Below are 18,001 nucleotides of genomic sequence, written 5' to 3' on the forward strand. Positions count from 1 at the left end.
ACCGGCTCCCGCCGGTTCCCCTCCTCCCGCGGTCAGTTGTTCACTTGGGGTTCGTGTGTGCGCCGCGGCGTGCCCGTAAGTGTGGCTGTGCACACTGGCCGGATCCCGTCCCTGGAGGCGCATCCATGTCACACCGTCCGTTCCCCGCGCGCCGCGGCGTCCTGCGGGGCTCCCTCGCCGCGTCGGCGGCCCTCACCCTGCCCACCGCCCTCGGCGCGGCGCCGGCCTTCGCACGGTCGGGTCGTCCCACGGCAAGGTGGGGTGTGCAGACGGGAGACGTGACCGGCGACTCCGGGCTGGTGTGGGTGCGGTCCGACCGGCCCGCGCGGATGATCGTCGAGACGTCGGCGACCGAGTCGTTCCGCAACCCCCGCAGATGGCACGGTCCGCTGCTGGGCCCGGGTACCGACTTCACCGGCACGACCCGGCTGCACGGCCTGCCCTCCGGCGAACAGATCCACTACCGGGTGGTGCTCGCCGACCCGGACGACCCGCGCCGCACCGGCGAGCCGGTAACCGGCACCTTCCGCACGGCGTCCGGCAAGCGCCGTGACGGCGTACGGTTCGTCTGGTCCGGCGACCTGGCCGGCCAGGGCTGGGGCATCAACCCGGAACTCGGCGGCTACCGGATCTACGACGCGATGGCCGCCCTCGACCCGGACTTCTTCCTGTGCAGCGGCGACAACATCTACGCCGACGGCCCCCTCACCGAGAGCGTGGCCCTGCCCGGCGGGCGCACCTGGCGGAACATCACCACCGAGGAGAAGGCGAAGGTCGCCGAGACCCTGGCGGAGTTCCGCGGCAACTTCCGGTACAACCTGCTGGACGAGAACCTGCGTGCCTTCAACGCCCAGGTCCCGTCCATCATCCAGTGGGACGACCACGAGGTCACCAACAACTGGTACCCGGGCGAGATCCTCGGCGACACCCGGTACACCGAGAAGAGGGTCGACGTGCTCGCCGCCCGCGCCCGCCGCGCCTTCTCGGAGTACTTCCCGATCTCCACGCTGCGCCGCCCCGACGGACGCGTCTACCGCGTGCAGCACCACGGCCCGCTGCTGGACGTCTTCGTGCTGGACATGCGCACCTACCGCAACGCCAACTCGACGGACGACCAGCCCACCGACCCGCAGGGCATCCTCGGCCGCGAGCAACTGGAGTGGCTCAAGCGCGAGCTGTCCCGCTCCCGCGCGGTGTGGAAGGTGATCGCCTCCGACATGCCGATCGGCCTCGTCGTCCCGGACACCGGCGACGGCAAGCCGAACATCGAGGCCGTCGCCCAAGGCGACCCCGGCGCCCCGCTGGGCCGTGAGCTCCAGATCGCGGAGCTGCTGCGCTTCGTCAAGCACCGGAGGATCACCGGCACGGTGTGGCTCACGGCCGACGTCCACTACACCTCGGCGCAGCACTACCAGCCGTCGCGGGCCGCGTTCACCGACTTCGAGCCGTTCTGGGAGTTCGTGTCGGGCCCTCTCAACGCCGGTGCCTTCCCCGCGAACACGCTCGACGGCACCTTCGGTCCCGACCGGGTGTTCCTGAAGGCGCCGACGACCGCCAACGTCTCCCCCGCCGACGGCTACCAGTTCTTCGGCGAGGTCGACATCGACGGCGTCAGCGGCGAGCTGACGGTACGTCTGCGCGAGCAGGACGGCACCGTGCTGTTCACGAAGGCGCTCCAGCCGGGTCTGGTCGGCCAGTGAGTTTGAAGGCTTGATAAAGCGGGCAGGCCAACCCTTTTACCCGCCAGTCACAATACGTTCGTGATCACGCAACACCGTTCGGTCACAGTGGGTGCATGACGCGAAAAGTGACCGACGTGGCCAACCCGAAGAACAACTGCCGCTCCGCCGCCTCGTGGCAGCGGGTCTCGGCCGCCATCAACGCCTGGCGAACACGACGCCACGAACACGCGCCGCCGGCGGACGATACCGGGTCCCCGGCGCCGGAGCCGGTGCCGGGGGCGAACACACCCGGGACGAACACGCTGTGGCGGATGCGGACCACCGTGAAGGACGAGCCGGGATCGCTGGCGGCCCTGTGCACGGCCCTCGCCGGGCACCGGGTCGACATCCTCAGCCTCCAGACGCATCCACTGGCCGAGGGCACGGTGGACGAGTTCCTGCTGCGTGCCCCGGGCGAGCTGGCCGCCTCCGGGATCGCCGCGGCGGTCCGGACGGCCGGCGGCACCGACACCTGGATCGAGCGGGCCGACACGCACGACCTGGTGGACGCGCCGACCCGGATCCTCGGACTGGCCGCCCGGACCGCCCTGGACGCCGCGGAACTGCCCCTGGCGCTGCGCCAGCTGCTGGGCCGGTGCACGATCCGTTCCCAGCCCGCACCGGCCGGCGGCGGCCGGGCGTCCCAGGGTGTCCCGGTGGAGGGCGCCCTGGACGACACGGTGATGCGCCTGCGCGCACCGGAGGGCGGCGTAATCACCGTGGAGCGGCCGTATCTGCCCTTCACCCCGACCGAGTTCGCCCGGGCGAGGGCCCTGGTGGAACTGGACGCCCGCCTCGGGCCGCGCGTCCCGCACGGCCGGGACGTGCTCACGCTGGCCGAGGGCAGCGACATCTCCGTACGCCGGGCCGACACGCGTGATCTGGAGGCGGCCCGGGCGATGCACGAGCGGTGCTCGGACCGCACGCTCAGGCTGCGCTACCACGGGCCGGTCGGTGACGCCGACCGCTATCTCAACCACCTGCTCAGTCCGCGCTTCGGCCGGACCCTCGCCGTGCAGACGGCCTCCGGGCGGCTCGTCGGGCTCGGGCACCTGCTGTGGGACGGGGACGAGACGGAGGTCGCGTTGATCGTCGAGGACGCGTGGCAGCGGCGCGGGGTCGGCGGGGAGTTGCTGGGGCGGCTCGTGGCGATGGCCGCGGAGGGGGGTTGCCGGAGTGTGTATGCCGTGACGCAGGCGTCCAACACGGGGATGGTCGCGGCGATGCGGGGGCTGCGGCTTCCTCTTGACTACCAGGTCGAGGAAGGGACCCTGGTGATCACCGCGCGACTGGGTGAGTCGGTTTCGACGGGTGCGGGTGAGGTGGGGAGCACCTCAGCACCGTAGGGGGCCGTGATCAGACGGTGGCTGCGGGTTCGTTGTGGCTTGTCGCGCCGTTCCCCGCGCCCCTGAAGGCCAGCGCCTGGTCGAGATCGGACCACAGGTCCTCCACGTCCTCCAAGCCCACCGACATGCGCAGCAGGCGGTCGCTCACCCCGGCGCCCCTGCGGTCGTCCGCGTCCACGATGCGGTGGCTGATGGACGCCGGGTGCTGGATGAGGGTGTCCACGCTGCCGAGGCTCACCGCCGGGGTGATGAGGCGGACGGCTGCGATGACCTCGTGGGGGTCGCCGTGTGTCTCGAAGGAGATCATCGCGCCGCCGATGCGCGGGTAGTGCACGCGGGTTACGCGCGGGTCGGCGGCGAGGCGCTGGGCGAGTTCGGCGGCGTTGGCCGAGGAGGCCCGTACCCGGACGGGGAGGGTGGACAGGCCGCGCAGCAGCAGATATCCGGCCAGGGGGTGCAGGACGCCGCCCGTGGCGAAGCGAACCTGCCGCAGCCGGCCCGCGAACTCCTCGTCGCAGGCGACCACGCCCGCCAGCACGTCCCCGTGGCCGCCGAGGTACTTGGTGGCGCTGTGCAGCACCAGCCGTGCGCCCTGTTCGGCGGGCCGCTGGAGCACCGGCGTGGCGAACGTGTTGTCCACGAGCAGCGGCACCGAGCCGCAGGCGTGTGCGACGGCCCGGAGGTCGACCTCGGCGAGCGTGGGGTTGGCCGGGGACTCCACGATCACCAGGCCGGTGTCCGGACGCAGGGCCTCGGCGATTCCGGCCGGGTCGGTCCAGGTCACCTCCGAGCCCAGCAGTCCGGCGGTCAGCAGATGGTCGCTGCAGCCGTAGAGGGGCCGTACGGCCACCACGTGGCGCAGCCCCATGGAGGCGCGGACGAGCAGGACGGCGCTCAGGGCGGCCATGCCGCTGGCGAACGCGACCGCCGCCCCGGTGCCCTCCAGGCGGGCCAGCGCGGTCTCGAAGCGGGCGACGGTCGGGTTGCCGAGGCGCCCGTAGACGGGCGGGCCGTCCGGGTCCGCGCCGGTGGCGGCGAACGCGTCGATCCGGGCCGCCTCGCCGCGGCTGTCGTACGACGGGTAGGTGGTGGACAGGTCGATCGGCGGGGCGTGCAGGCCCTGCCGGGCGAGGTCGTCCCGCCCGGCGTGGACGGCCTCGGTGGCGAGTGCTCTCGGTGCGGTGCGTACGGCGTCGTGGGCGCCCGTGCTCGCTGTGTCCATGACGCAAGGGTGAACATCGACCGGGCCTGACGGTGGCATGCCCGTGCTACGTTCGACCGATGGCCGAATCTGTCGAACTGGACCCGGTGGATCTCCACCTGCTGCGGCTGTTGCAGAACGACGCCCGGACGACGTACCGGGACCTCGCCGCGCAGGTCGGGGTGGCGCCGTCGACCTGTCTGGACCGGGTGACCCGGCTGCGCCGCTCGGGCGTGATCCTCGGGCACCGGCTGGAGCTGGACCCGGCCAAGCTGGGGCGAGGCCTGCAGGCGCTGCTGTCGGTACAGGTCAGGCCGCACCGGCGGGAGCTGGTGGGGCCGTTCGTGGAGCGGATCCGCGCCCTGCCGGAGTCGCGGACGGTCTTCCACCTGACCGGGCCGGACGACTACCTCGTCCATGTCGCGGTCGCCGACATGTCAGACCTTCAGCGGCTCGTCCTCGACGAGTTCACCTCGCGGCGGGAGGTGGCACGGGTGGAGACCCGGCTGATCTTCCAGCAGTGGGAGTGCGGGCCGCTGCTGCCGCCTTCGCCCTCGGCTCAATCCGGATGACGTGCGCTGCCGCGCGTACGAGGATGGTCGGCATGTCAGAGATCAAGAGCCCGCTGCCCCGTGAGGTCGCCGACGCGTACGTCGACGAGCTCATCGCCCTCGACCCGATCACCGGTACCTTCCTCGGCGTCAAGGAGAGTTCGGGCAGGCTGCCCGACACCTCTCCCGCCGGCCAGGAGGCGCTCGCCGAGCTGGCGCGCCGGACGCTGGCCCGGCTGGACGAGGCGGAGCGGCGGCCCGGCGCTGACAGTGACATCGAGCGCCGCTGCGGGCGGCTGCTGCGCGAGCGGCTCAACGCCGAACTCGGCGTGCACGAGGCGGAGGAGAGCCTGCGGTCCGTCAGCAATCTGAGCTCCGTCGCCCATGCGGTGCGGCAGGTGTTCACCGTGACGCCGGCGCAGTCGGAGGAGGACTGGGCGGCGATCGCCGAGCGGCTGCGCGCGGTCCCGGCCGCGCTGGAGGGGTACCGGGAGTCCCTGGCGCTCGGCCTGGAGCGGAAGCTGTACGGCGGGCCGCGTGCCACGGCCACGTTCGTGGAGCAGCTCGGCGAGTGGGCGGACGCCGGCGGCGAGGGCCGTGGCTGGTTCGAGACCTTCGCGGCCGCCGGCCCCGAGGCGCTGCGGTCCGAGCTGGACACGGCGGCCCGCTCGGCCACCGAGGCGGTCGTGGGTCTGCGCGACTGGATGCGGGACGTGTACGCACCGGCGGTCGAGGGCGCGCCGGACGTGGTGGGCCGGGAGCGGTACGCGCGCTGGGTGCGCTACTACAACGGCACGGACCTCGACCTGGACGAGGCGTACGCGTACGGCTGGTCCGAGTACCACCGCCTCCTGGGCGAGATGAAGGCGGAGGCCGAGAAGATCCTGCCGGGTGCCGCCACGCCGTGGGTGGCGCTGGCGCACCTGGACGAGCACGGCACGCGCGTCGAGGGCGTCGACGAGGTCCGCGACTGGCTGCAGTCCCTGATGGACGAGGCGATCGACGCGCTCGACGGCACCCACTTCGACCTGGCCGAGCGGGTGCGCCGGGTGGAGTCGCGCATCGCCCCTGCGGGCAGCGCCGCAGCGCCGTACTACACACCGCCGTCGGACGACTTCACACGCCCGGGCTGCACCTGGCTGCCGACCATGGGCGAGACGAGCTTCCCCGTCTACGACCTGGTGTCGACCTGGTACCACGAGGGCGTGCCCGGCCACCACCTCCAGCTGGCCCAGTGGAAGCACGTGGCGCAGAACCTCTCCCGCTACCAGGCGAGTGTCGGCATGGTGAGCGCCAACGCCGAGGGCTGGGCCCTGTACGCGGAGCGGCTGATGGACGAGCTGGGTTTCCTGACGGACGCGGAGCGCCGGCTCGGTTACCTGGACGCGCAGATGATGCGTGCCGTGCGCGTCATCATCGACATCGGCATGCACCTGGAGCTGACGATCCCGGACGACTCCCCCTTCCACCCGGGCGAGCGCTGGACGCCCGAGCTGGCGCAAGAGTTCTTCGGCTCGCACAGCAGCCGGCCCGCGGACTTCGTGGAGAGCGAGCTGACCCGCTATCTGTCCATGCCGGGCCAGGCCATCGGCTACAAGCTCGGCGAGCGGGCCTGGCTGCTGGGCCGCGAGAAGGCCCGCGCCCGGCGCGGTGACGCCTTCGACCTGAAGGCCTGGCACATGGCGGCGCTGTCGCAGGGCTCGCTGGGTCTGGACGACCTGGTCGACGAACTGTCCCTGCTCTAGGGGGAGTCAGCGGCGGAAGCCGCCCTCGGAGTCGATGACCTGTCCGGTGACCCACTCCGCCTCGTCCGTGGCGAGCCATGCGATGAGGCGGGCCGGGTCGTCGGGCATGCCCCACCGCCCGGCCGGGAAGCGCTCCGCGACGGCCTCGTAGGCCTCGCCAGGGGCGCGGGGCTGTGCCGATGTGCGGCTCCGCCGCGTGGGCGCGACCAGCCACGAACCACCCGCACACGCCGAAAAACAACGAAGACCCCACGGTCACCTAGGCGCAAGCAACCGCAACTGGACCAACCCCAACCACGTTTCAGGCCCCGGCTGCACCCGAGCCGCCCGCACCGCGTAGCGCCCCGGCTGCAACCCCACCCGAACCCGCTCGCTCCCCGAAGGCTCGGCCCCAGGCCACGCCGCGTCGAAAAGAAACACAGCCCCCGGCACCTCCCAGACAACCTCCGGCTCCCACTCCGCCGTATCGACGGCCACCGGCACACTCGCCAGCAACTCGTCCTCGGAATTGCCCGCGCACCACCGGACGAACATCCCCTGGTCGGGCAGATACGCCGTCGAGGCGGGCTCGTCACCCAGAACCAGGGCCGTGCAGTCGCCGACCGGCAGGAGCCCGACGTGCCCGTCCACCTCACAGGCCCGGTCGTAGTCCGACGCCGTCTCCTCGCCGTCGGCACCCGCCCAGAACGGCAGCACCGTCTCGGGCACCGCTATCAGCGGCCCGCCGCCCGATTCCACCCATTCCACGACGCCCGGCTCCGCGTATCGCACCATGGCGCAAGAACCTACAGGGTCAACTTCCTTCAAAGTCTGGGGGGTCAGCAGGCCGGCCTCAGCCCACGCCGCGCTGCCTCAGCACCGACCCGGACCTGCCCTTGACGACCTCCAGTTGCGCGTGGATCCGTCGCCGCAGGTCGGGCACGTGGCTGACGATGCCGACGCTGCGGTCGCGTTCGCGCAGGGAGTCGAGGACGTCGAGGACCTCGTCGAGGGTCTGGTCGTCGAGGCTGCCGAAGCCCTCGTCGATGAAGAGGGTGTCGAGGCGCACCCCGCCCGCCTCGTCCGTGACGACGTCCGCGAGGCCGAGGGCGAGGGCGAGCGAGGCGAAGAACGTCTCGCCGCCCGACAGCGTCGCCGTGTCCCGCTCGCGGCCGGTCCAGGCGTCGACGACGTGCAGTCCGAGTCCGCTGCGGCCGCGTCCGGTGCGGTCGTCGGAGTGGACGAGGGTGTAGCGGCCGGACGACATGCGCCGCAGCCGTACGGTCGCGGCGGCGGCGACCTGTTCCAGGCGGGCCGCCAGCACGTACGACTCCAGGCGCATCCGGCGTTCGTTGTCGGCCGAGGTGCCGGCGGTGAGTCCGGCCATGCGGGCGACCCGGTCGTACTCCTCGCGCAGCGGCGCCAGCCGACGGACGGACGCGGTGGCCCGGGCGGAGAGCCGGTCGAGTTCGGCGCAGCGCCGGACGGCGGCGTCGTGGGCGGAGGCTGCCTCGCGCAGCCGGCGGGCCGCGGTGTCGGCGGCGAGCTGCGCCGAGGTGAGGTCGGCGGGCCGCTGCCGGGCGGCGGCCGCGGTGTCGGCCTCGGCGAGGACGGCCCGTACGGCGGCCTCCTCGTTCTGCCAGGCGTCCAGCCGTCGTTGCAGCTCGCGGTGGGCGGCGTTGTCGAGGAGGGCGGCGGCCGCGTCCCGCGGGGTGTCGAAGCCGGCGCGGAAGGCGGCGTCGGCGAGGCGGGCGTCGGCGTCCTTGAGCCGCTGGGCGGTGTCCTCGGCGGCGCGGGCGGCGTCGGCGGCGTCCGTGAGCAGGGCGGTCCGGCGTTCCAGTTGCGCGGCCCGGGCGGCGACGCTGTCCAGGGCGCCCCGCGCCCGGTCCAGCTCCTCCTCCAGGGCGGCGCGTTCGCTCTCCAGCCGCTCCCGGTGGCCGACCCGGGCGGCGCTGCGTACGGCGGCCTCCTGCCGGGCGGCGACGCGCCGCTCGTGTTCCTGCCCGGCCTGCCGCAGCCGCTCCCGCGCGGCGTGCAGCTCGGCGGCGCCCCGCCGGGCCTGCGCGTACTGCTCCTCCAACTCCTCGGCCTCACGGGCGAGTCGCTCGGTGGGCGTGTCACCGGCCTCGGCGGTGGCGGCGGCCAGGGACTCCCGGACGACGCCGAGGTTCCGCTCGGCCTCGGCGCGCTGTTCGTCGGCGTCCTGGTAGGCGGCCAGGGCGTGTTCCTCGGCCTCGCGGTCGACGTGTCCGGCGACCTTGCGGGCGGGGGCGGGGTGTTCGGTGGCGCCGCAGACGGCGCAGGGTTCGCCGTCGGTGAGGTGCGCGGCCAGTTCGGCGGCGATGCCGGTGAGGCGCTGTTCCTTGAGGTCGAGCCAGTGCTGCTGGGCGCGCAGTACCTTTTCCCGCGCGGTGCGGGCCCGCTCGACGGCCCGGTCGGTGTCCCCGGTGAGCTGGTCGCGCAGCCGGGCGGCCTTCAGCCGCTGCCGCGCGGGCTCGCGCCGTACGGCGAGCTGTTCGGCGAGGGCGGCGGCCTGCTGCGCGGAGTCGACACGGGCCTGGAGGGCGGTGCGCGTCTCCTCCCAGCCGTCGAGCCAGGCCTCGGCCTCCTGGAGGACGTCGGCGTCGGCGCGTTCCTGGCGGTCCAGGCCGGCGCGTTCGTCGAGGAGTTCGGCGAGCCGCCGTTCGGCGCGGCGGGCCGAGTCCAGTCCGCCCAGTTCCTCGGCGGCCCGGCGGGCGGCGGCGGCGAGTCCGGCCGCGCCGGCGTCGGCGTAGGTCTCCGGCAGCAGGGCACGCGCGCGTGCCTCGGCGTCGGCCGCCCGCCGGTGTTCGGCCTCGGCGGACTCCCGCAGGTCCAGGGCGGGGGCGACCGCCTCGGCCTTGCGGGCCCGCTCCATGAGCGCCTGCGCCTCCCGGTAGGCCCCGGCTCCCTCCTCCAGGTGCGCCGCCCGCTCCCGCGCCTCGGTGCACCGCCGCTGCAGCCGGGCGAGTTCGCGTACGTCGTCGAGGGCGCGGGCGGCGGAGGCCTGCGCGGACTCGGCGGCGGCGAGCGTGCACTCGGCGACGGTGAGCTGTTCGCGGGCGGTGCTGCGGGCGACGGCGGCGGCATCCAGCACGGCCTCGGCGAGTCCTGGTTCGCCGGGGGCCAGGTCCGGCAGCCGCATGGCGTCGCCCGCGGCCTGCTGCATGCGGTGGGCGTCGGCCAGCAGCGCGGCGTCCCCGTCCCGGACCTGCGCCTCGGTGGCGCGGCGGCGCTCGGCGAGGCGCTTCTCGACGTCGGCGAAGCGCCGGGTGTCGAACAGGCGGCCCAGCAGCTTGCCGCGGGCCTCGGCGTCGGCGCGCAGGAACCGCGCGAAGTCGCCCTGCGGCAGCAGCACGACCTGGCAGAACTGCTCCCGGCTCATGCCGAGCAGCTGAGTGATCTCCTCGCCGATCTCCTGGTGGGAGCGGCTGAGGTCCTTCCACGTCCCGGCCGTGGTGTCGTACTCGCGGAGCCAGGTCTGGGCCTTGTCGAGGGTCGTGCCGGTGCCGCGTTTCTTGGGGCGTTCCCAGGGCGGCTGCCGGGTGAGTTCCAGGCGGCGTCCGGCCACGGTGAGTTCGAGGGCGACCTCCGTGCGGGTCGCCGGGGCGGCGTGGTCGCTGCGCAGGGAAGTGCCCTGTCCGCCGCCGCCCTGCCGGGCTCCCGGCACCGAGCCGTACAGGGCGTAGCACACGGCGTCGAGGACGGAGGTCTTGCCCGCGCCGGTCGGTCCGTGCAGCAGGAACAGCCCGGCCGCGGACAGCTCGTCGAAGTCGACGGTCTGGGTGGAGCCGAAGGGTCCGAAGGCGGTGACCGTCAGCCGGTGGAGCCTCACCGGGCGACCTCCCGTACGGTCTCGTCGGCCCGCACCGCGTCGAAGGCGTCCCGCAGCACGGTTTGTTCGTGGGCGTCGAGTCCGGTGCCGCGCACGTGGGCGACGAAGTCCTCCGCGATCTGCTGGTCGCTGCGGCCGGCGAGGCGCCGGGCGTACGACACCTCGGGGTCGTCCTCGGTGCGGTCGGGGTCGAAGACGAGGCTGAGGGTGTGCGGGAAGCGCTCGGTGAGCCGGGCCATCGGGTCGGCCGGGCGGACCGGGTCGGTGAGCGTCGCCTCGACCCACGCCTCCTCGTGCCGCGCCAGCTGCGGGTCGGCGAGCAGGTCCTCCAGGGTGCCCCGGATCCGGGCCAGGGCGCGCGGCACCGGGCAGTCGAGGCGCTCGGCGTCGACGGAGCCGTCGGCGGCCAGGTCGACGAGCCACATGCTCTTGCGGTGTCCGGCCTCCGAGAAGGAGTAGGGCAGCGGGGAGCCGGAGTAGCGGACGCGGTCGGTGAGGGTCTGGCAGCCGTGCAGATGCCCGAGCGCCACGTAGTCGACGCCGTCGAAGACGCCGGCGGGCACCGCGGCGACGCCGCCGACGGTGATGTCCCGCTCGCTGTCGCTGGGTTCGCCGCCGGTGACGAAGGCGTGCGCGAGGACGACGGAGCGCGTGCCGGGCGCGCGGCCGGCGAGGTCGGCGCGGACCCGGTCCATGGCGGCGGCGAGCACGGCCTCGTGCCCGGCCTTGTCCACGCCGAACTCGTCCTTCACCAGGGCCGGTTCGAGGTAGGGCAGTCCGTAGAAGGCGACGTCCCCGTGGGCGTCGGCCAGCACCACGGGGGTGCCGGCCGCCGACGGCTCGGTCCGCAGGTGGATGCCGGCCCGGCCGATGAGGCCCGCGCCGACGCCCAGCCGGCGGGCCGAGTCGTGGTTCCCGGAGATCATCACCGTCGGCACGCCGAGGTCGGCGAGGCGGTGCAGGGCGTCGTCGAACAGCTCGACCGCGGCGAGCGGCGGCACGGCCCGGTCGTACACGTCCCCCGACACGACGACCGCGTCCACGGCCCGCTCGCGCACGGTCGTGACGAGGTGGCCGATGAACTCGGCCTGGGCGGCGAGCATGTTCACGCGGTGGAACGACCGGCCGAGGTGCCAGTCGGATGTGTGCAGCAGTCTCACGACGCCGCTCCGACCCGCATGTCTCCCCCTGCTACCGCTCCACGACCGCCGCGAGCCGGCCCGGCTCACTGTCAGCACCCACCACGCTAACCCGTGCGGGCACCTGGTCCCTCACGAACCCCGGGATGACCCACCCGTCGGGCGGCAATTCAGCGGAAATGTCCGCACGTATGCCGTGGAACAGGTCACTCCGGCGCGATGTCGTACTCCCGCATCCACCGGTCCAGGTACAGCGCGGTCTCCAGGCCGTTGCGGTGCAGCTGCGTGTGGTAGTGCCCCTGCGGGAGGTCGAGCATGCGGGCGAGTTCGCCGGCGTCGACGACATCGAAGGCGGGCGAGGAGCGGTCGGCGAGCAGCGCCTGGGTGCGGGCCCGCAGGTCCTTCTCGTAGAGCTGGTCCGCGGTGGTCGGGTAGGGGCTCTTGCGCCGTTCCAGCACGGACCTGGGCACGATGTCGCGGGTGGCCCGCTTGAGGAGGCCCTTGGGGTCGCCGTCGGGTGTCTTGAGGTCCCAGGGCGTGTTGTGCACGTACTCGACGAGCCGGTGGTCGCAGAACGGCACGCGGACTTCGAGGCCGGCGGCCATGCTGAGCCGGTCCTTGCGGTCGAGCAGGGCGGGCAGCCAGCGGGTGAGGTGGAGGTGGCTGATCTCGCGCATGCGGCGTTCCCGCGGGGAGTCGCCGGGCAGGTGCTCGACCTCGCGCAGGGCCTCCTGGTAGCGGTCCGCGCGGTACTGCTCGAAGCGGGTGGCCGTCCGGAAGGCCGGGGAGAGCAGCTCGGGGGTGATGAGCTGCATACGGCTGAGCCAGGGGAACGTCGCCGCCTCGATGACGGCCGGGTCGTGGAACCAGGCGTAGCCGCCGAACACCTCGTCGGCCGACTCCCCGGACAGGGCGACCGTGGAGTGCTCGCGTATCCCGCGGAAGAGCAGGTGCAGTGAGGTGTCCACGTCGCCGAAGGTGTACGGCAGGTCGTGGGCGCGCAGGACGGCGTCGCGGTTGGCGTCCCGGGTGAGTTCGCCGGCGGAGAGTTCGATGAGCCGGTGGTCGGTGCCGATGTGCCGGGCGGCTTCGAGGGCGTAGGGGGAGTCGCGCTCCGGCCGGAACTCGCTGGCCCTGAAGTCGGCTTCGCTGCCGGTGAAGTCCACCGCGAAGGAACGCACGGGGCGTTCGCCGGCGCGGGCCTGCACCCGGGCGGCCAGCGCGGTGAGCACGGTGGAGTCCAGTCCGCCGGAGAGCAGGGTGCACAGCGGTACGTCGGTGACCATCTGGCGGGAGACGGTGTCCTCCAGCAGGGCCCGCACGGTGTCCGCCGTGGTGGCGGCGTCGTCCTCGTGCGGCTGCCGCCCCAGGCTCCAGTACCGCTCGGTCCGCAGCCCGTCGCGGTCGTAGACGGCGACGCAGCCCGGGGGGACTTCCTCGACGTCCCGGTAGGGGGTGACGCCCGGCGACTTCACCAGGCCCAGGAGGTCGGCGAGGCCCTGGTCGTCGAGCCGGGCCCGGAAGCGCGGGTGGGCGAGGATCGCCTTGGGTTCGGAGCCGAACAGGACGCCGCCCCCGAGCCGTGCGACGTAGAGGGGCTTGATGCCGAGACGGTCGCGCACCAGCAGGAGGCGCTGGGCGCGCTCGTCCCACAGGGCGAAGGCGAACATGCCGTTGAGGCGCCCGACGAAGTCCTGGCCCCACTGGAGGTAGGCGCGCAGGACGACCTCGGTGTCCGAACGGGTGCGGAAGGTGTGACCCAATCCACGGAGTTCTTCGCGGAGTTCGCGGAAGTTGTACACCTCACCGCTGTAGCTGAGCACGACGGCCGGCCCGTCCCCGGCGGGCCGGTCCGGCTCGGCGGGGGCCGACATGGGCTGCCTGCCGCCTTCGAGATCGATGATCGCCAGCCGGCGGTGTCCGAGGACCGCGTGCCTGCCGGCGTGCGTGCCGTCGGCGTCCGGGCCGCGGCAGGCCATGGTCCGCACCATCGGTTCGACGCCGTCCACCTCCCGCGTGAGGTCCTGGCCGACATCGGCCCAGCCTGCGATTCCGCACATGAGAAAGCTCCAACCGGATTCGGATGAGGGTTGCGGACTGCCGGGTAAAACGGCGTGCGGTATGCGCTCCACCAGGGCGCGAAACCCGCTGTTCGGGTTCGATTAACCGCGACTTGAAAGTGGTGCCGGTTACCCATCGGCGCTCTAGAGAGTAGGCATGGAAATCAACTCGGGCAACGTACCGAGCAGTAGGTGCATTACCTCACCATCGAGGTCGTCGATTTTCAGTCGGATATGGCTAGTTGAGGCCCCCAGGGGCGGTTGCACGGTCTACCTTTAGTGCTATACGTTCGCTGTGGGTCGGGCTTCTGGGCCCCGCCACCGAGCTTTGAGCCGTGGCTTCCCGACCCCTCGCAGGGCCGCCCGTCGAGACCCTGCGTCGCGGGCCGCGCACAACCCCAGTCTCCTTCCCGGCTGTGCGCAAGCGATAAGCGATTCATGAGCGAGGTTCGTGTGATCCTGCACACCGACAAACGCCAGGCATTACTCCGTGAGGCACAGGCCGAGATACGCGATAATCAAGGCCGCATCCCGGCCGGTGACTTCTACGCCAGAAAGCTCTCCGAGGCCTGGCGACGCGCGCGCGGAACACAGGCTTACGGCCCTGGTGAGGGCCGGGACGATATCGGGGAGTTCTCCCTGGAGCGTTTCCGGGACCTGCCCGTGACGCCGCGTGAGTCGCTCAAGGCCGACCCCCTGCGCTATGCGGCCGTGTCGCCGACCGAGGCCTCGAAGTACTACGAGACCACCGGCACGACGGGGCAGCCCACGCCCACCCCGCGGCTGGCCGAGGACACCATCTGGAACACCGTCTCGGTCGCCGAGGCCTGGCGTCCGCTGCTCGGAGCCGACGAGCGGGTGGTGATCCTCCTGCCGTCCGACGTCGTCCCCGTGGCGGATCTGGTCTCCGGGGTCTGCGAGTACCTGGACCTCGCGCACATCCGCGCCTACCCGTTCGCCACCGGCATCACCGGCTGGGACCGGCTGGAGGCGATGTGGCGGACCTTCCGTCCCACCACCGTGTTCGTCGCCCCCGGCGTGGCCCTGCAGTTCACCCGGCTGCTGGCACAGCGCGGGCAGCTGGACGAGCTCAGTTCGTCGGTCGGCCGGCTGATGCTGCTCGGCGAGGTCAACACCCCGCCCTTCCGCACCCGGCTGGGCCAGTGGTGGAACGCCGACGCGCACGACGCCAGTTACGGCAGCACCGAGACCGGCACGCTGGCCGCCGCCTGCGCGCACGGCCGTCAGCACCTGCTGCCCGCCGCCACCTACTTCGAACTCGCCACCCCCGAGGGCGTCGTCCCGCTGCACGACCGGGGCGGCCACGACCAGGGACGGCTCGTCGTCACCCCCCTCAACGCACACGCCAGGCCCCTGCTGCGGCTCGACACCGGCGACGAGGTGTCCCTCGCGACGGACTGCCCGTGCGGCAGCGCGGCGCCCCGGATCACGGTCCACGGACGCGCCAGTGACGGCCTCCGGGTGCGCGGCACCCCGCTGTCGGTGCGTGCCGTGGAGGAGGTCGTCTACGGCGTCACCGACGCCACCGGCTACATGCTGGAGGTGGACAGCGAGGGCACCTACGCCCGGCTGCTGCTGGAGCGCGGGGTCGGCACCGGGCGCGACCGCGAGCCCGAGGAGTGCCGGCGCGTCCAGGCCAGGTCCGAGGAACTGCTCGGACTGCGCTGGGACGGGGTGGTGTTCGTCAACTCCCTGCCCGCCAACACCAAGAGCGGCGCCTCGCAGAAGAGCTGGAAGCGGTCCAACATCCGGGAAGTGGAGGCCGTGCGATGACCACCACCGTGACAGCAGCCCCGCGCGCCCCGCAGGGCCAGGGCGTGTCCGGCGGGGAACCCGACCTGTGGTGCACCTACGCCGCCGTGCGGACCCTCGCCTGGCTGGACCGCACCGACAGCGTCGCCGACCCGGACGGCACGGCCGCCTATCTGGCCGGCCGGCGCAACGCCGACGGCGGGTACGCCTGGAGCCGGGGCATGCTCTCCGACGCCTGGGCCACCTTCTACTGCACCCAGGCGCTGCGCGACATGGGCCGCCCGGTGCCCGCCGTGGAGGCCACGGCCCGCTGGCTGGAGCGCACCTGGTCCGGCGAGGCGTACGCGATGCTCCCGGGACAGGCCCCGGACGTGTGGGCCACCCACTTCTCCGCCCGCACGGCCGTCGAGCTGTGCGGCGGTCCGGTGCCCGACCGCGCCCGCCTGCTGGACTGGCTGCGCCGGCTCCAGTGCGCCGAGGGCGGACTGAGCTGGTCCCCCGAGGACGCGCGGCGCGGCAAGGCCGACGTACGCGCCTGCTACTACGGAGTGATGGCCTGGCGGGCCGCCACGGACAACGGCGCCTCGGGAGCACCGCCGTGGGACGAGGAGGCGCTCGCCGCCTGGCTGCGCGCCCGCCAGGGCGACGAGGGCGGCTTCCGTTTCGCCCCCGCCGCCGAGGTGCCCTGCCTGTGGGCCACGTACCGGGCCGTGGGCGCGCTCGCGGCGCTCGGCCGGGCGCCGCGTGATCCCGACGGCTGCCAGGCGTGGGTCATGGGCCTGCGCGGCCCCTCCGGCGCGTTCGTCCGCTGGGAGGGATACGACGTCGAGGACGTGTGGGCCTCCTTCTGCGCCGTGGGCACGCTCAAGGCGCTCGGCGCGCCGCTCGGCCCGGTCGCCGACGCCGTCACCGCCCGGATCACCGAACTGGCCTGTTCCGGGGGCGGCTACACCTACCGGGAGCCGCAGGACGCGGCGGACGCCCTGTCCACCGCCGCCGCCGTGCTCTCGGCCGGCCCCGCGGCCCCGCTGACCGACGGGGTGCGCTGGCTGGAGGGCTGCCAACTGCCCAACGAGGGCGGCGTGATGTACATGCCGGGCCGGGGCAGCGAGGTGCGCTGCACCCTGTGGGCCCTCGCGGCCGGCGCGTTCGCCGGTGACCGGGCGGCCCGGGACCGGATCACCGGCTGGCTGGCGGACCTCCAGAACGCGGACGGCGGATTCGGCTACTGGGAGGGGCGCGGGTCCGACATGGTGTCCACGGCCGCGGCGGTCGAGACCGCGGCCCTCCTCGGCGAAGCGGACGAGGCGGCCGGTCTCGACGGGCTCGGCCTGGACCTCGCCGGCGCTCTCTCCTTCGTCGACTCCTGCCGCACCACCGGGGGCGAGCCGTTCGCGCACGGCAACGTGCCGGGCGCCGAACCCGGCCTGCGCCCGGCGCTCCAGGCCCAGCGCGTCCGGCTGCTCCTCGGCCCGGGCTTCGCCCCTCCCGCCGAGGCACGCGAGGCCGTCGGCGTCCTGCTCGACCGGCATCGCGTACGCGGCGGCGGCTACGCGGGCGAGGGCAACCGTGTCCCCGACCTGCTGTCCACCTACGAGGCGGTGCTTGCGGCCGACCGGGCCGGGCTCGCCCTCGACACCGGGCACCTCGCCGCGTTCGTCGACCGGGTGCGCGGCGCGGACGGCACCGCGTGGAGCCCGCTGGCACCCGGCAGTGGCGGACCGCTCGCCGACTGTCTCGGCAGCCTGCTCGCCCGGCGCCTGACCGCGGGCCCCGGCGCGCTGCCGGCCCTCGCCCTGTCCTGAACCGCCGAACCCCGAACCGCCGAACCGCCGAACCGGAGGTCTCGTGCCCACGATCACCATCCGTACCCCCGAACTCCCCGTCCCCCGCCGCCGCGCCGTGGCGCTGCGTCTGACCCGCTGGCTCACCGCCCAGGGCGTCCAGGCCGGTCATGTCGTCGTGCGCTTCGAACCCACCGAGGACGGCACCGTCTTCTCCGGCGGGATGCCGGTCGAGGCCCTGCCGCACGAGACGGACGGCAGCGGCCCGCGCCACGCGTCCGTGACGGTCTGTGTGGGCCCCGACCGCGACGACGCCTTCCGCGACGGGCTCGCCCGGTGCATCACCGAGGCGCTCGACGCCGACGCCCGGACTCCCTTCTGCTACCTGGAGTTCCGCCCCACCTCCCCCTCCGACGTCTACCTCGGCGCCGGCGAACGGCTGCGACGGGCCGACGGCACCGCCGTGGAGCCCGCACCGGCCGCCGCCGTCTGACCACCCCCGGCACCGACATCGACACCGCACCACCGGCAAGGAGTACGACCATGACCACGACCACCACCGTCCCCTCGCCCGAAGAGATCCACGACCGCACGCGCTCCGTCCTGGCCACCCGCATCGGCGACGCCTTCACCGACGTCCCCTCCGACGCCGACCTCCAGCAGGCCCTCGGCGAGCGCTACGACAGCCTCACCGCCATGGAGTGCATCTCCGCCGTGGAGAGCGAGTTCGGCATCGAGGTGGACTTCGTCGCCGACGACGTCCGCTTCTGGTTCTCCAGCGTGGAACGGATCGTGCGCTTCACCCACGAGCGGCTGGAGGACACGGCGGCCCTCGGGCTGGGGAGCTGA

13 protein-coding genes and 1 pseudogene are annotated in these 18,001 nt (G+C 73.3%); 8 read left to right on the forward strand and 6 right to left on the reverse strand.

The window, feature by feature from the left end; genetic code table 11:
* The first annotated feature begins 125 nt into the window (after positions 1 to 125).
* Positions 126 to 1,700, forward strand: coding sequence for an alkaline phosphatase D family protein (locus ACFZDA_RS19795; protein WP_391082821.1), 1,575 nt, complete (start codon positions 126 to 128; stop codon positions 1,698 to 1,700).
* Positions 1,701 to 1,795: 95 nt separating this feature from the next.
* Positions 1,796 to 3,067 (forward strand): GNAT family N-acetyltransferase, encoded by a 1,272-nt coding sequence (locus ACFZDA_RS19800; protein WP_391082824.1) that lies wholly within the window; start codon positions 1,796 to 1,798, stop codon positions 3,065 to 3,067.
* 10 nt (positions 3,068 to 3,077) lie between these two features.
* On the opposite strand, the gene ACFZDA_RS19805 is transcribed toward ACFZDA_RS19800, so the two are convergent.
* Positions 3,078 to 4,289 (reverse strand): PLP-dependent transferase, encoded by a 1,212-nt coding sequence (locus ACFZDA_RS19805; protein WP_391082827.1) that lies wholly within the window; start codon positions 4,287 to 4,289, stop codon positions 3,078 to 3,080.
* A 59-nt stretch (positions 4,290 to 4,348) separates the two neighbouring features.
* Between ACFZDA_RS19805 and ACFZDA_RS19810 the strand changes: the two genes are divergently transcribed.
* Both ACFZDA_RS19810 and ACFZDA_RS19815 read left to right on the forward strand, forming a co-directional pair.
* A complete protein-coding gene (locus tag ACFZDA_RS19810; protein ID WP_391082830.1) occupies positions 4,349 to 4,840 on the forward strand; it encodes an AsnC family transcriptional regulator in 492 nt (163 codons plus the stop codon).
* A 32-nt stretch (positions 4,841 to 4,872) separates the two neighbouring features.
* A complete protein-coding gene (locus ACFZDA_RS19815; protein ID WP_391082832.1) occupies positions 4,873 to 6,564 on the forward strand; it encodes a DUF885 family protein in 1,692 nt (563 codons plus the stop codon).
* Between the two features lie 6 nt (positions 6,565 to 6,570).
* Here ACFZDA_RS19815 and ACFZDA_RS19820 read toward each other — a convergent pair.
* From ACFZDA_RS19820 to asnB, 5 genes and pseudogenes are all read right to left on the reverse strand, one after another.
* Positions 6,571 to 6,729 (reverse strand): annotated as a pseudogene (locus ACFZDA_RS19820) (SDR family oxidoreductase); the annotation flags it as partial.
* Positions 6,730 to 6,819: 90 nt separating this feature from the next.
* Positions 6,820 to 7,338, reverse strand: coding sequence for an Imm21 family immunity protein (locus ACFZDA_RS19825; RefSeq protein WP_391082835.1), 519 nt, complete (start codon positions 7,336 to 7,338; stop codon positions 6,820 to 6,822).
* A 58-nt stretch (positions 7,339 to 7,396) separates the two neighbouring features.
* Positions 7,397 to 10,396 carry an AAA family ATPase gene (locus tag ACFZDA_RS19830; protein ID WP_391082837.1) on the reverse strand — a complete coding sequence of 1,000 codons (3,000 nt, stop codon included), beginning with the start codon at positions 10,394 to 10,396 and terminating at the stop codon, positions 7,397 to 7,399.
* Positions 10,393 to 11,556, reverse strand: a complete 1,164-nt coding sequence (locus ACFZDA_RS19835) for an exonuclease SbcCD subunit D C-terminal domain-containing protein (RefSeq protein WP_391082839.1) — start codon at positions 11,554 to 11,556, stop codon at positions 10,393 to 10,395. Before ACFZDA_RS19835 ends, ACFZDA_RS19830 begins: the two co-directional genes overlap by 4 nt.
* A gap of 185 nt (positions 11,557 to 11,741) precedes the next feature.
* Positions 11,742 to 13,595, reverse strand: a complete 1,854-nt coding sequence (gene asnB / locus ACFZDA_RS19840; RefSeq protein WP_391082842.1) for an asparagine synthase (glutamine-hydrolyzing) — start codon at positions 13,593 to 13,595, stop codon at positions 11,742 to 11,744.
* Between the two features lie 438 nt (positions 13,596 to 14,033).
* On the opposite strand from asnB, the gene ACFZDA_RS19845 reads away from it, so the two are divergent.
* From ACFZDA_RS19845 to ACFZDA_RS19860, 4 genes are read left to right on the forward strand one after another with little or no spacing between them, the layout of a single operon-like run.
* Positions 14,034 to 15,389, forward strand: a complete 1,356-nt coding sequence (locus ACFZDA_RS19845) for a phenylacetate--CoA ligase family protein (protein WP_391082844.1) — start codon at positions 14,034 to 14,036, stop codon at positions 15,387 to 15,389.
* On the forward strand, positions 15,386 to 17,173 hold the full coding sequence (locus tag ACFZDA_RS19850) for a prenyltransferase/squalene oxidase repeat-containing protein (RefSeq protein WP_391082847.1): 1,788 nt from the start codon (positions 15,386 to 15,388) through the stop codon (positions 17,171 to 17,173). The genes ACFZDA_RS19845 and ACFZDA_RS19850 overlap by 4 nt, the downstream gene beginning before the upstream one ends.
* A 43-nt stretch (positions 17,174 to 17,216) precedes the next feature.
* Complete coding sequence (locus ACFZDA_RS19855; RefSeq protein WP_391082850.1) at positions 17,217 to 17,645, forward strand: hypothetical protein; 429 nt, start codon at positions 17,217 to 17,219, stop codon at positions 17,643 to 17,645.
* 50 nt (positions 17,646 to 17,695) lie between these two features.
* Positions 17,696 to 18,001, forward strand: coding sequence for an acyl carrier protein (locus tag ACFZDA_RS19860; RefSeq protein WP_391082853.1), 306 nt, complete (start codon positions 17,696 to 17,698; stop codon positions 17,999 to 18,001).

Source organism: Streptomyces sp. NPDC007991 (genome assembly GCF_042958445.1).
Classification (GTDB): domain Bacteria; phylum Actinomycetota; class Actinomycetes; order Streptomycetales; family Streptomycetaceae; genus Streptomyces.